Raw genomic sequence first — 16381 nt, 5'->3', positions numbered from 1 at the left:
CTTTATCATCAACGGTATTTTCCAGACCGTGATCGTCCAGATAGAATCCATTAATCAGGCGCCAGGATTCAGCTACGTCAAAATCGGTTTCCATCCACTCACGGAAGCCGCGCGTATCAAAACCAAAATCAAAGTTGGTACTGGCACCAATTTCACCGAAGAAACCAACGTTAAAACCAGGATAGACCGGGAAGGTTTTCTGATATTCAAAGAACAGATCCAGGTCTGGCAGATCATACCAGAACAGATCGACTTCACCCCGGCCCGTAATAAACTGCAGCAGGCTGGCCGGATCTTCCAGAATCGGAATTCTGAAGTTTTTCTGTCCGACAGGATTACCAAAGGTTGCCCGGTTATTAGTCGGTTTATTCGCGCTGGATACACCGCCTTCTACGCCGTCCTGTGACGGACCGGCAATGGTTGATGCATGAGTACCCAACTGGGCATTTCGATCAGCTTCTGATTTGGCGCCCGCTGTGTTCTTAGAGGTAACCGCTGATGACGTATCGGTTGCATAACCACCGGTTAAATTAAAGTCACCAAAGTCGATATAGCCAGCCGACTTAAGCGTTTTCGCCTTTTCTAAAAAGTCGATAGTGGCGGCCAGAGCAGCAATGACTTTTTTCGCTGTATCAACCGTTGTGGCAGGCAAACGAAGATAGGCAATGTCGAGGATTTTAAGCTTGGCAACGCCCATATCGATATCAGTGTTAAGCAGATCAATAACCGGCTTAAGTGGCAGAATAATATTGCCAATAGTATCGAAGGTATCACCCAGGAAGCTTTCAAACACTGAGCCTGCATCTAAGCGTACATTTTGTAAAATAATGTTCGGATCACCAAACGAAATGCTCGCACCACTCTTTGTCGAGAGAGAGCCGCTGGCTAAATCCTGATAATAAACGATGGTGGTATCGATAGACGGCAACACATCTGCCGCCGATGTGGAAACCTTGGTAAACAGCTTCGCCTCAGCGTAAGCGTTGGCATTGATGACCAGCTCAACTTTTTCGCCGAGCTCTAAACGCCCATCAGCGGCAACGGTGCCGGTTGTTCCACCGATGTCTTTAATATCAAAACCAAAGTGGCCGCTGATGCCTGCCCCTTTGTCATTGATGAGATTACCTGCGCCATCGTATTGCAGCACCTTACCTGCGGTTTCGTCAGTCACATCGACCTTTAAGAAGCCCAGCGTACCCTGCGCGGTGGAACCGTTTTTCAGACGAGCATCGACATCCAGGGCGATCTCTTCACCTTTAGCGTTGATCCCTGAGGTGTTGAGGAACAAACCAAAATCAGGTCCGCTGCCTAGCGGAGCCATATTGCCCAGCCCTATGCCTAAGCCCATCAGGTAATCAATTTCAGCAATCAGGGAAGCATCAACATCCAGGCCTAAACCAGGCATTCCGACGGAAAAATCAACCGGCAGTTCGCCGTCAACCAGCACACCACCAAACTTGATATCAAAACTTAATAAGCCATTAGCCGAGAAGGTTAACTCAATGTCGTCTGCACTGGTGGGCAGACGTGTTTTTATCTTGCCGTTTTCATCGTATTGAATTGCACCAGAAGCATCTAACAGTGGCACCACAAAGGAAAACAGTGGACTATTGATGGTTTTCAGCCCGTCATAAAGCCCCTGACGGATTTCATTCAGCAAAGCTTCAAAAACTTTGCCTCCTTCGTCTTCAAGATCTTGTAATTTCTTGCCCAGCCCATCGATATAACCACTGGCATCTTTGTGGCCCAGGACGCTGGTTTCTATGCTGCGCAAGCTATTGGCCAGATCATCAAAGGGCTCCCCCCCCACCAGAGGCAGTTCGATATTATCGATTCCTGCAGCGACTTCGTTAATCGCTGAGAATGCGCCTTCCAAGCCTTCCCGAACGGTTTTCGGGTCATTCAGCAGATCAAGCAACAACACGATGACATCAAAATTCATATTGAATTTCGGCAGGTTGTAATCGAAGGTGCTGACAAAGTTCTGGCTTTGATCGACACTGAACGCCGCTTTGGCGAACAGAACGTTATCCGCAACACCATCCGCATTGAGGTCTCTGTCGGTGCCGCCCAGAGGCAGTGCTTCAATGGGGAAGAACATCGGTAAGTTCAGACCGGCAGAACCAAAAGCTGCTGCCTGAAAACCGTCTCTCACTTCGGTTAAATCTAAGTAGCCGTTGCCATTAGCGTCGGCACCCGGGTTACCCATATTGGCGTAAAAACCCAGATCGATATTAGCGCTGCCATTTTTACCCAGCAAACCGATGGTGCCCAATGGGCCGGCGTCAAAGCCTAGCTCAATATCGAGATCGTCAACCCCGCCGTGCAATGAAGCATGAATGCCTGTCATTTCATCAATGTAGAAAATAGGCGTGCGCACGTCACTCAGATCAAAACCGAAACCGAGATCTAAACCGGCTTCAGCTCTCAGGTCTATTTTGCCATTCGCTTCAACGTTGATGGCATCTAATGCACCATCGGCAAGGCCTAACCATGTATCCAGCCCCAGATCATCTATATCAAGCGCCAGATCAAACTCTTTCTCAGCAATCAGGTCGAGATTCAGATCGAAGTCAAACGCCGAATTGACATAGCTCATATCAACCATATCGGCATCTGCAGCAATACCCAGCGGAGCCAACAGAATACGCAGCTCTTCATTGAGCATATCTTCCAGCTGCTGGACGTTACGCGCCGCATCACGAACAGTGCTCACAGCATCGCTCAGTCCCGCCGCAAAACTCACACCTCCATCCCCCAGAATATCGGCAAGACTGGCATCAATTAAGGCTATCTTGTCATACAGCAAACCATCTTTGATGTTAAAGCGTGACAGGGTTTCCCCTGTCGTGGCGGGATTGGTGCCCGTTGTATCGATAAATTTAGCGCCCGTTATCTCCTCAGCTATCGGCTCAACCAACACATCGTTTTCATCGTAGTTGCCCATTAACTCCCATGATGTATGAGAGTATGTCTGAATAACGCGTTCACTATTCTGGAACAGCTCAACGCCCCAGAAAGTATCGCTATTGCTCGTATCTTTCCATTCAAGAAGAGTAATGCCTTTACCATCTTCAAGGATTTCATAGCGACTTGCCTGTGGCCCCCCGACTGGAGATATTTCATAACTATCCGTCGCAAGAACAGAACCAGCACCCCAGCGTTCTTCGTAAAAATTAACAGTGTTTCCGCTCTTCTGCCCCCATACTTCCCGATCGGTACCGACAATATCTTTAAGAATCTCGTCCACCCCCCCGATAATCATATCGAGTGACAGACCACCTAATGAGAATACCTCTTCTAGATTATCGAACTGGACAGAACTTGGAATGCTGGAGAGAAACTGTGCCATTGAAGCATCTTCGGGCAAACTGCTACTGCTGGCAGTAATAAAACCAACTTCATTACTGAAGCCATCCAGCGCCCCGGAGAGCGACACTGGCAATAACACTTCAAAGTGAGCATCACCCTCCAATTCAGGCAAGCCCATCAGCGAGGCCGTGCTATCACTAAGCATATCCTGGTAATTAAGAACCCCATCGAACCCCATGCCAACTGACGCGCCCAGTGACAGTGCCGCATCATTCACTTCAAAACCAATCGGCCCTAAATTGACTCCAAAATCAAAGGCTTTTATAAGATTACCGGCAACCTCATCCGCCAGATCCGAGGCTAAGATTTCCTCAGCAACAGTAATAATCGTTGAAGAGCCATCAGGGCTTAATTCGATAGCCGCAACCGTATAGAGCTCATCGGTATTACCCGACCCCTGCAGGTAGAAAGCATCACCGACCATGAACATACCGGCACTGGTGCTTTTTATCGCACCAATATGATTACCGGCAATGGTAATCGTGGCAGGCGTGGTATCAGCAGAACCGGCAGTAATACCGGTAATATCAATATATTCTTCGCCGAAATTGAAGTGCGCATCCAAGCCTGGATCCCGCACATAAAAGGCGCCGTCATCAGCAACACCAAAGTTAAACATGAAGTCGATGCCGCCACTGATAACCAGTGGCTGAGACTGAGTAATATCAATCGGCAGGTCAAAGTTAAAATCACCAAACGAGATCAGTTCATTCAGATCCAGATTGACCAGTTCGCTGAAGCTCTCCAGGGTCAGGGCAACACTGTACTCTTTTAAATTCGAAGATGAAGCGACATTGATAGCAAAACCATCATTCAAGCCGGTGGTTTGCAAATGCTCCAGCAGATCTTTGGTGGTGGCAGAACTATTGAGATCAAGATAGGCATCGATCGTGTCGACAAAGGCCTGAACTTTAGTCTGAATAGTGCCGTCTAAGTTGGTGACTTTATCACCCAGCAGATCAGACAAGGATAGATCGGTAAACGGAATAGCTGTGGAGTCGTCCAGATAGTTATCAATTTTAGTACCCAGATGCGAAGACCAGGTAGCCAGCTCACCCAGACCGATACTTAACTTGGTTTGATCCGACAAACTCATAAAATGATCGGAGGTTGGCAACAAACGCTGACCTTTAGCAATCTCCTCCATCATCAGATCGGTGGTGGGGAAATCAGGGTGACTCATGCCCAGCACATGACCCATTTCATGCATCAGTACCGTCAACAGGTCAATGCTGTCATAAGCACCATCGTCGGTGTCATCCTGCTCTGTCGCATCCACATACCAGGTCGCACCGGCAGCGTCATCATCAAGTGTGATGGTGTAATCCAGGCCATTCGCGCCGGGCGCACTGGTGGTTCTACCGACCACACCGGCGTCTGCAATAGCGTCTACTGTAACCGTTATATTTTGCAAATTAATCAGCGCAGCAGCAGGCAGTACCTCGGTCCAACGGGCAATCGCTTCAGTTTTTAACTTATCGATCGCAGCGGCATCCGTTGTCGCGTCGATCGTCGCCCCGGTACCCACCGTCGCTGTGGTAACAAACTCACCAAAGCCCTGAGATGATTTGAAAGCCGTCCATAGTCCCTCACCCGAGGCAATCTCATCTAAACCTTTAACATCAAAAGCACCGTAAGCTTTGACGGAATGACGGGTGCCAGAGTCATCGGTGTAAAAATACTCTGTATATACACCATCGATGTCTGTTTGCGGTGCAGATTTAGTGATTTTTGCCGCGATCGTTGAAAAGTCGAGGACATCTGATGTACCGGTGGAAAAAACCTGATCCTGACCAAATTTGTCATTAAAAGTAAAAGTGGTTTTAGCCAAATCCAGTTTGAAGTCGTTGATCTCAGGATCAGGCGAGGCTGAAAAATCGACTGTAAACCGTTCAGCAACGGTGCTGGTTACCGATACGGTTATACCCGTCAACTCATTCAGCGCCGCTTCTATGTTGGCGGTTGTTACAGCATCGTCAACACCAATAGCAAACGTTACCTGCAAACGCGCAGGATCAGGCGTAACACCGACGGTCTCTTCAAAATTAGCAAACGACAGGGTAACCAACTCACCTTCGTCGAAAGAGCTCGCGGTGAAATCCAGCTCAAACGAAGCCTGAGCGGTCGGGTTCGCTGTTCTGTCTATCAGATCCGTTATAACGACGCCACCGTTGATGTTTCTAAAGACATCATTCCCTTTGCCGCCCTCCAGGTTTTGAATATTTTTATAGGTGGCAATAATGGTAGAACCATCAAGAACCGTGGTGGTGACCGAGCCCGTTTCCAGATTCGTGGTATCCAGAACAATACCCGTCACATCGGTATAACCCGGGGTAATAAATTCAATATTAAAGGTAAAGTTGCGCAGGTCTTCGACATCTGCAGGATTGGGCTGAGTCACATCCACCAGCAGGCCAGGAACCTCGTTCAGCTTGTCTTCGATCTGCTGCATCATCGTCTGATAATCAGCCAGTGCCGTAATATTCACTGATACCGGGCCGGTTGTGCCGTCAGGATGATCAAACGTGAACGTAAACTCACCACCACTTATCTGATTACCCAGAGTAATCTGGTGAATATAGTTTTTCTCAGAACCATCTAATGGGTCCTGCGGCGCAACCGCGGCTTGAACCTGACGGTCGCTTGAAACCGTTAAATGGGTTGGGGTAAAAATAAGTTGTTCTGGATTATCGAATCTATCAAGATTCAAAAAAGTGATAGCAAAGGTACTCGAGCCTTTGGGAATCACGCTAACGTTATTAACACCAAGATGCAGCTCAAGCTCAGTTCTGATATTACTGGCTGTGACGGTATCAGTCGCACCAACAGTGATATCCAGAGTCGTAAAGCCGCCAACCGCAGAGTAATCACTTAAGGGTAACTGGAGCGTAAACTGATCACCTTCAACAGCATTGAGTGCTAATAATTGTTGTTCATCGCCCTGCTCCCGCGATGCAGTGCCCAGTGCTAAATTGACAGAATAGTTAGAGGTCTGGCCCTCCAGACTCAGGGTGTTGCCATTTTCATCGGTTTCACCACCATCTATCGTATCGACACCTCCCTGACCGATCACAAAGATATTATCATTGTCGTTACCGACAAAGGTGTCATCACCGCTGGAACCAATCACTTTGGTAAAACCGGCAACAGCGTTATTAGACAGGTTCCACTGCGAATCTGCAGCCACCGCCGCATTAATTGCCCCGGAAAGTGAATTCCAGCGCTCGCCCAATACCGAGGTTGCACTGCCAAATAACACTTTAGACTCAGCAATCTCCCCCCAGACCGGCACCTCAACAGCATCCCATAAGGTGTAAGCAATACCCGCCGTACCGTCTACCGTCACCCCGGCAACAGTATCTGAAGCATCGCTGTTATTGTCATAGTTCTGATAATTAAGGGTAATATCACCCTCTGAAGAGATCACGCCTCGCAAACGAGCATTACCGTGGAAGGTGAAGATATTATCACCACCGCCGCCAACGATATTCTCAATACCGGTGGCAAAAACATAGTTACCTAATAAAACATCATCCGATAGCGGAATGCCGAACCGTTTCAGTGCCGATCCGAATATCTCGTCCCGAACCATAATGAAATTAGCACCAATCGATAGCAGTGGAACTTCAGCATCATCTCTACCAACACTGATAAGATCGGTAAGCTCACTGATATTGTCGGTCGTGATCTCCCATATATCGTAGTGCAGCGTATTTTTAACATCACCGCTACCCAGCTGGCCTTTGAGACCAAAACCCGCCTCGGAAAGATCTAATGTATCAAAGAAGTCACTGACACCTGCGATCTTAATATCGGGCGCCTCAACAACTGCAGCGGCGCCCCACAGACCACTGAACTTATAGGTATCAGCACCCCAGCCTCCCGCAAGCACATGAAAACCAGGCGCAACAACATTCTCTGAAAACAGTGAAGGCTCACCGTTGATCACCGTTGACATAACAGTGTTTGCAACAAATTGCGCATAAGGGTTGGCAATTGAGTTTTCAATTAAGTTACCACCAACCTCAAACAGGTTACTGCCTAGTGAGGCATTGCCCAACGCTGCAACAGGATTAAGCGTTGTGTTTAACGCGATATTTATACCTGCACCGTAGGTAACATTATCGATATTCTGAATTCGGCCGGTAAAGCCTGCCTTCTTACCCAATAAACTGGTTAACACCGTTTGGGTGAAATCATCTTTCGCATAGCCAGTAAGAGCATTAGCGTTATCGCCAATAACCAGATTATCCGTATCACTAAGGCGTGTAGCTCCGGTAACTTCAAGTATCCAGGACTTGGTTTTACCGCTATCCGGATTCACCGTAACCGTGATTTTATTGGCACCTAACGCCGCATCAAGCGCACTTTGAATCGCCCCCCGCGTGGTCGCATCATTCTGATTAACCGGAATATCAAGAGTACTGACGCCATTAACGGATAAGCGGAACGTGGTAAGTGACTGATCCACCAAGGTGACGCGTTGCTTTTCTGCTACGCTCACTGCACTGCCATTGGCGACAGTAATTATATTGGCTGCCACACCCGGGGCAGCAACTGCGGTGTCTTTAACAATCTGCAGGGCTGATGCATCAATGATTAACGGCTGTTCAGCCGCATCGAGATCAGCCACCACTTCGACGATAAACTCATTACCCACCAGGGTGACGGGCAGAGTGTTGATAGCCGACGCGGTCAGGGCCGCATTAATACTCGCCAGCAACGTATTATTGACAGCGTCATAGTCAATAGGCCCTGTGGTTACACCACCAAAACTCAGTGTGAATGTCCCGCTGATGGTTTCACCGGCCACCACAGGTGGCATGGTAAATTTATAGATCCGGTTAGTCTCAACCAGCGTTGCATTGCTGGTATCAGTGCGATCCAGATAGGCATCAATTCGACCCACCTTAACCGGCGTTAAAGACTGATCGGTTGAGGCCGCTGATAATCCGTAACCGGTGCCCCCCATCGACTCTACAATATGGGTCAGTGAGGTCAGTGTAATGCTGAATTTATCGCCAACTAAGGTAACCGCGGCCGTTGCAACACCTGCTAATTGAGTATTAAGCGCCGTTTCGATACGTCCACGCAGGTCAGCGGCCGTCTGATTTGCCTGCAGCGCAACATCCACATACACAGAACCGGTGACCAGGCTGTTGTCACTCAGGGCTTTCAGGTTGTACTTCAGCCCTACGATTCCCTGCGAAGCACCATTAATGTTGAGGCTTTGAACTTCCTGACCATTGGTAAGCTGACTTGTGATCGTCGATGTGCCCAGAACAGTACCGGTAAAGATACTGTTCTTAGCGACAATGGATGCCACAGAGCCACCCGCAATGCTAATCGTGAACGGGCCAGTTCCGGTAACCGTCACCGTCCCTGTTAGAGTCGGTTGCTGATTAATGAGCTGCTGTAGTGCGGCCTGAATAGCATTTTTATCGGCTTCCTGGGCTAAGTCTGCTGTCTTATAGGTGCCGATATATAAATTATAAGGATCTGAATTAGCACCATGAGTAATGGTAATATCGTGAACCTGTGGCGTAGCGGTAGTTGAGGGGGTTAACACCAGATCAACCGCTGGCGCAGAGAGCGAAATATCAGTCAGCGTGGTAACGGTTTTATCGCCCACCACACGCCAACGCAGATCAAATGTTCCCGCTGTTTCGTCTGCCGTGACCAAAACCGTTTTTGGTGTTCCGGCAGGCAGCGCCATCGCTTGGTAAATAGCGTTCTCGATACGTTGCGCCAGGGCTGCATAATTGAGAGGCGCATTACTCTCTTTAGTAAATACCGCCGCACTGCCAGACGCAGACGTCACCACACCGGTGAACTCCACCATGTTGTTCTGGTTCGTATAAGTGATAAGGTATCCAGCCTCATTCTTAGTCACCGAGACGACCTTTGTTCCCGCAGCCAGGCTAAATTCTGTGGCCAGTTGGGTGTTTATTGTATTGGCAATGGTCGTCGATATATCGTCCGCCGCTGCGCCGGTGCTTAAACCGGTAATGGTCTGAACACCTGCTGTCGTGACATAGGTCAGATTAAAGTCTGTCGAATCGGTTACCAGCAGCTGTTGCTGCACCGGAGGAGTCAGATAGATGGGGGCGGTGGTGACTGATGTAGTGTCACCCTGCACCGTTAATGTGAAGCTACCACGCTGAGCTTCGGGGATAGACAAACGTTGAACTTCAGCCCCCCGATGACCATCAACAACCGTATCAACGGCAACGGATGACTTAGAGGTTTCCGCCAAATTCACGTAAGTAATCTTACGCAGATCGGCGAAACTACCACCTGAGATATCAACGGTATTTTTGACTGCAAGATCAGGTGGCGTTAACGATAACATACCCACCAGGCCATCAACATTAAGCAGCTGCGCTGATAACGGTTTGATACCCGTACCGCCAATCACCGTCCCTTTAAAGGTCGTACTTCCCGAAATGGAGAAGGTATTGGCATTCACGCCACCACGCACGATGGTATTTTCGCCAACATTCGTGAAGACAAAGGTCTCAAAAACACTCTCACCCAGTAACTTATCAACCAGGCCCGATGCCTGAGCATCGGTACTCAGGGTCGTTGGTCTTGGTGCAACTCGCTCTACAGTCAGTGACAACTGACCCGTGTTACCGTCGACCTTACCTTTTGCAACGTCCGTCGTCAGTTCAAATTTGCCACTCACTGGAGAGGCATACCCCAACGCCGATCCATCCAGGTTCTTCAACGCTTTGGTTAAGACCACATTACCCGGATCATTAAAGGTAATATTCAGTTTAGTGTTTGCCGCCGTACTGCCAAAGCGCGGTTCTTTAATGCTGACCGAACCGGCACCCAGTAATTCGTTAAGCTTATTCTTCAGCTCAATAATATTTGCCGCTTTATTGTCCGCAACAAAAGTAATCTTATCGGTTATTTTGTGCTCACCATCTTTGACCGTAGTAACGGTAGGTGTCACCGATGCAGAGGTAACCTGTAACAGATCCACATTGACCAACTCTTTGTTGATAAAGGTGATATCCCAACTATTGGCCTTAAAGCCTTCATTAGTTGTTTCAGCGGTTATGGGTGATCCATCAACAGTCACACCGGTCACTTTCACATTAAGGCTCACCTGAGAACCGGTCGCAGAGGTGAATTTCAATAATTTCAATGCTGCTTCAATCTTTGCAGCCGTGGCTTTAACGTCTACTTTGCCCGTCGCGGTATTGGTAATAATTTCAATCGGAGTCGCTGTAGTTTTGACGGTACCCGTAGCAGGATCTTTAAAACTTAGCTTAAAGGTTCCAGTAGGCAATTCAGAGCCGGTGAAGGCCAGTCGCTGAATCTCTTGAATTTTATAATCGAGAGCAAACTCACCCGCCGTAGTGGTATCTATGATAAGCGGCTGTACCTCTTTAACCGCGCCTTTCTGCTCAAAGTTGAAATTCAGTTCATCCGAAACCTGACTGAAATCGATGTCCAGAACATGTCCATTTGCCGTCAGCGTACTGGTATCGATGGTCACGGTATTTGTTTTGCGTAACGCTTCTGGAACGGCAATCGCCGCCAGCATATCGGCTGCCGAGGCAGAGCCAAAAATAAAGGTCGCGTCGGCATTGGGCGCCAGAATAGTCTCAAACGCATGTATGTTGCCAGCCCGACTACCATCAACCAGCGTGGTAACCCGTCCCTGTAAATTATTTGTCCCTTTTAAGCCCGTCACGTCGACAGACATATCCGTGACATCATTTTCACCCGGCGCGGTAAAGGTAATTTGCCACTCTTTCAATGCATCAGTAAAACTATCGGCGCGGACCTCTACCGTGTATTTCTGAACAAAATTTCGCTTCAGGTTATTTAATGCGGTCTGAATAGCTAAGCGGGTATTTTCTTTTTTCAGGTCAGCTGTCCCGGCCGTTGTATCAATGGTAATAGGGCCGGTGGAATACTTACCAATAGTTAAAACAAAGCTACCTTCGGTGACGTTATTGAGTGTCAGTTGCTTAATCTCACGAACCGAAGAGCCCTCAACGGTTGTCCAGATATCGGGCTTACCCTTTAACGTTGAATAGTTAGTGAGTGAAACCGTGTTGAGATCGCTTATTTCGGGATTTAAAACAGTAATTTCAAATTTATTGCCTGCACCGTAAACCACCACATTGGCAAATATTTGTGGACTATGCTGGTTTAATTTTTGTTGAATCTGTGCCGCAATATCATTAGGAGTCGAACCGGATGCGATAGGTACCGTAATGGATACCGTCTTATTAGGTGTCGCTACCCCACCGACGGTTTCAGTGTATTTGAAACCCATTGTAAAACTACCGGACTCAGCCAGACCCAGATCGATCTTAACGGAACCATTGGTATGCTGAGTAATTAACCCCGTATTGGCATCAACCGTATTAACGCCCGGCACCAACGTACCGACTGTCGGAATCGCATAAGATAACCCAGCGGTGCTGACAATAGTCATTAAAGGTATATTGGTGTAGATCGGTTTTTTGAACTCAACATCAAACGCCCCGGTTCCAGACCCTGCAGACTTCACGGTTACCAGGTCACCGACTGGCGCTACACCACCAACGGGAGTCAGCAGGACTCTCAGCTTAGTTTCCAGTGCCGTTTTTATATTGGTCGCTGTCACTGCCGTGGTGCTGGCTACAGTTATTGAGATCGGCGCTGTTGTCTCAACCGTACCATCCGGTTTGGGGAAGTTATTCAGTTTTACCGTGAAATTACCCGATACAGCACCACCCAGAAATATTCGCTGTACGTCATTGGCGTTACCTTCACTGTTAACACGGACAGTATTGGCTGTCAGCGCAAAATGGCCAGACACATCACCAAATCCAGAGAGGGTTTTAGTCCAGCTGGTTTTATCTTTAATAAAAGTACCGGTACCTGCCAATAAGTTATTGCTGTTGAACAGGTAAGTCATCTCCTGGGTGACATTGGAGAAATCAAGCACATCTCCACGGGTTTTCAGCCCCTCATCGGTGGTTGTGTCATCTTTCCCTTTCTGACTTTCAATAACTTCGTCCTGCCCCCAGTCATTGATGAACACATAATGATCGTAGCCTTTGCCGCCAATAAGGGTATCGTCACCTATTCCACCATAGAGAACATCATGACCCGTACCACCCACGATACTGTCGTCGCCCAGACCACCACTCAGGTAGTCATTGCCAGCGCCACCGCTGATAACATCGTCACCTAAGCCGCCACTGATCCGGTCATTACCTGCGTCACCACTGAGGTTATCATCGCCTTCTCCACCACCGATGGCATCATTACCCAGGCCGCCATACAAAATATCGCCCTGTAGCGTGCCGGTGATAATGTCCTGGCCGGCTCCACCATCCCAGACACGCCCGGTTTTAACACTGACGGCTTGGGTATAATTATCAGAAAAGATAAGGTCGTCACCACTACCTGTACCATTGACCAACAAGCCAAAGTCGCCTAAAACGGTCATACTTTTAACCGTACCCGCACCCGAATCACTGGTGCCTCTCAGGCCATCTATGCGATCGATAGCACCCGCTTTTAAGCCGGTACTGGCGCCGGTAAATTCGACCGCATCAATGATAATGGTCTTAATAGTGGTCGTCAGTGTGTAACGATCTTCAGTCGTAGGCCCGCTGGAAGTGTACTTTTTAATAACAGTAAGAGGATCAGGATTCGTTTCAGTCTCAGCGCTTAAAACGATGGTCGTCTGATTGCTTCCTCCTGCGGTTTTTTTCTCTGAACGAGCTTCCGTTATCAGCTTAATCTCTGGAATATTCATTCCAGCCGCTAACGATTGGAATGTGATAGTGAAATCGTATGGACTGGTACCCGTCGCAGTACCTGCACCAGTCACATTAACCATAGCCGCAGGCGTGGCGGCAGGCTGGGCCGGGGCTGTATTTGTAGAAACAACCGGCGTCGCTTTTAACAATAATCCATTAAGAGCTTTAGTCATTTCTGCTGCAATCGATGCCGCAGTACCCGAATTACTAATTTCTATGGTTTCTACGCCTCCCAGAGACAACCGGAAGCTCTTGATGTTACTCAGCTCCTGAGCACTGGAAAGAGGCGAAGTAGGCGTACCCACTTTAATTTTCGGAACAGTCAGCTTCTGTACTTCGTTGGTGGCCGTAGCGGGGAGCACACCATCGGCGGTATTAAAAATACCGGTTACCGCTTTATTGACTACACCCGTCGTTGATTTACCCAGATCCACAATCACATCGTTAGTGTTTGTAGACTTATATTGCGAGTAATCCAGAATATTAACGCCATCGGTTTTAGCGATATTGGCACCCGCGACATAGACAGTACCTGTTACCAGTCCCTCAGCCACCGTACCGGTTGTCTTCGCAGTCAGAATTTTACCGGGCAAGGCATCCTGATCTTTGATGATGTAGGTATTCTTACCCTGACCACCGATGATGTTGGCAATGTTATCCGCGTTAACGACATAGGTGAAAGTGACCGTTTTTAAGATAGGCGCCGCCGTGGTACCGATATTGATCTGTTTCTCGACGATCGCCGTCACTTTCACTTTTGAGGTTATTGTAGTGACCGCCGGAATCCCGGTAGATGTAGTGCTGACACTATCCAGTTCAAAGATCAGATCGTGAGTGACCTCGCGGAAATCAAGCGTCCCTTTTTTGCTGGTTGACTGAGTGTCGTCAATAAAAAAGTTAACGGTTTCTGCCAGCGCAGGCGTCGCGCCCTGATAAAACTGACCCCAGTCATTATTGAATTTATAGGTATTATCACCCAGGCCACCGATCACTTTTTCAACATTGATGGCATTTTTTACCGAGTGTGTACTGGTGGTTACATTCTGGCCCTGGAAAACCTGAACACCATATTTTTCAGTCGATGTTCTATCACTTTCCAACACTTCAGAGACCACCGGAATACCCGGCACAGTAGCTGTTGACAGCGGTTTGGTCGATTTAACCGATGAGTGAAATTCAACCGTAATCGCCTGAGTCAGCGCAGAGAAATCCAGGGCATCGGCGTCGCCACCCTTAATCACCGTTAAACCGTCTTTGGTATCAGCGCTTTCTATAACCTGATCAGCACCCCAATCATTTTTAAACACATAAGTGTCGGACCCAGAGCCACCCACTAAGGTTTGTGTACCCGCGCCACCCGCAAGGTAATCTTCGCCAGAGCCTGTAGTCACAGTGACATCAGTTAAACCAGCAACATCAAGTTTCTGATCACCTTTATCGGCGGTAAATGACGCAAATGAGTCTTTACTAAAGCCACTTAAAGTACCAATACCTTTAATGGTAGTGCCCACTGATAAATTGACATAATTTGTCAGCACAGTGCCTGAACCACCGGAGTTATAAATCAGATCAATTTTGCCGGAATAGTTGGTATTGGCTTTATTGATGTCTATTGGTGCAGAATTATCATCGATAATAAGCTTGGTATTTCCGGTATCCAGAGCTTTACCAAATGACAGTTTGCCAATTTCTCCCGTTCCGCTGGTAACCACCGCAACCGTGTTTTTAGCATTCAGCTGTGTAGCAGCATCGACGGCCGCAGGGTCAATCCCCATCACCGCATAATCTTTCACCCACTTAAATGCATCATCACTGGATAAAGCAGTGCCTGCTTTGCTGATAGCGATGTAGGCACTGGCGATTGACGATGTATCCAAAACATCTATTTTAGTTTTTAACTCAAGTTCAGTTTTATAACCTGCCCGACCCACCTTGATATTTTTAATAGTAGAGTCATCACCGTCGGCAAACTGGAAAGTACGTAACGTATTAGGTACCAGAGCGCCCGTCGTTTCATTGATTGCCTGGGCCGTAATTTTGAACGGAGTGGTGGCGGTTTTGCCCGTCACGGTAATACGGATGTCACTGCTAACACCGGTGAAGTTGATGGTATCTGTGCCCGCTGCGAGAGTGACCGGAGTCGCCGAGCCATTCAGCTCACCTAAGCTAACGGATTTATCGGCAGCCAAAAGCCCCGCATACAGAGGATCATTTGATGCAAAAAACAACTGTTCAGAGGACATCATATCCAGGGTTTGAGTCACATACCCTGACTCAGTTTCCAGTATCCAGTCGCCACCGATGAAGCGATTACCCGTCAGATCATCAGACGCGGCAATATCTGCCTGAGTTGCCCCCGCCAGCCGGTCAACAAACGCGATACCAACATCACCTTGCGCAACGTTACAGCCATAGATAAGAATATCGCCATCTGACTTCAGTGCTTTGCCCCAGGCTTCCAGCTGTTGACGATAGCGTTCTAAAGAAGCACTTCCCAGGGTAGCCGTCCCCAGGCGCAGCAAGCCTGAAGCTCCGTGTGACAATACATGCAGCGCGGAAATATCTTCATAGGCAGTAAGAACATCAGCAAGCTGTTCAACACCATCAGCTTCGGCATCCAGCAAAACGACCGTCACACGTTCGGACTGCTTACGCGCCAATGACTCATCCACTAACGCGTCAGTTAATTCGTTTTCTGAAGCTAAGGACTCTTCCGTATCTCCCTCTGCCGGATACCAGTCCGCCACCAACACACTGCCAGCGCTGGTAGTTTCAGTACGCCATTCAAGCCCATCGGCCGCATCGCCCATAAAGGTACTTAACAGCGATTGATAATCGTCAACGGAAGGGTCAATAACAACAAACTGATGACCCGACAATTGCTGGATGTGCTGAATTGTAGCGGCAGACTTTAGCGCATCAGCTTCAGCACTAACACTGTCTTCAACCGTACCCTCTTTAGGCTGAACAGCCTCAAGTTCGCCATCATCCTCAGAGGAAACCGGAAGCTCTGCAACCTGAAGGTTCTCAATCTCGGCCCCAGCGTCAGCACCACTATCAACGCTATCCTGATCATAATCATGCTGACGAATCAGCTGTAACTCCTCAGAGTTACTCGCTTCCGCTAAGCCTGCATCAATCAGCTGCTCTACCATGACGTTTTCGTTTAGCAGCTCTGCACTTAACGCAAGTGGAGCCGCATCTGCAGATAACAGATAACGATTTTCCAT

At 48.3% G+C, this 16381-nt stretch carries 1 protein-coding gene (only partly in view); it reads right to left on the bottom strand.

Annotation, left to right across the window (positions count from 1 at the left end):
• On the bottom strand, positions 1-16381 hold the 5' end (the start) of the coding sequence (locus KDX31_00855; GenBank protein ID UTW03633.1) for a DUF4347 domain-containing protein. Its footprint begins 20966 nt before the window's first position; 16381 of the gene's 37347 nt are visible here — the first part of the coding sequence; it begins with the start codon at positions 16379-16381; the stop codon falls past the left edge of the window.

The organism is Amphritea atlantica, from assembly GCA_024397875.1.
GTDB lineage: Bacteria > Pseudomonadota > Gammaproteobacteria > Pseudomonadales > Balneatricaceae > Amphritea > Amphritea atlantica_B.
This window is presented reverse-complemented; position numbering and strand designations above follow the sequence as displayed.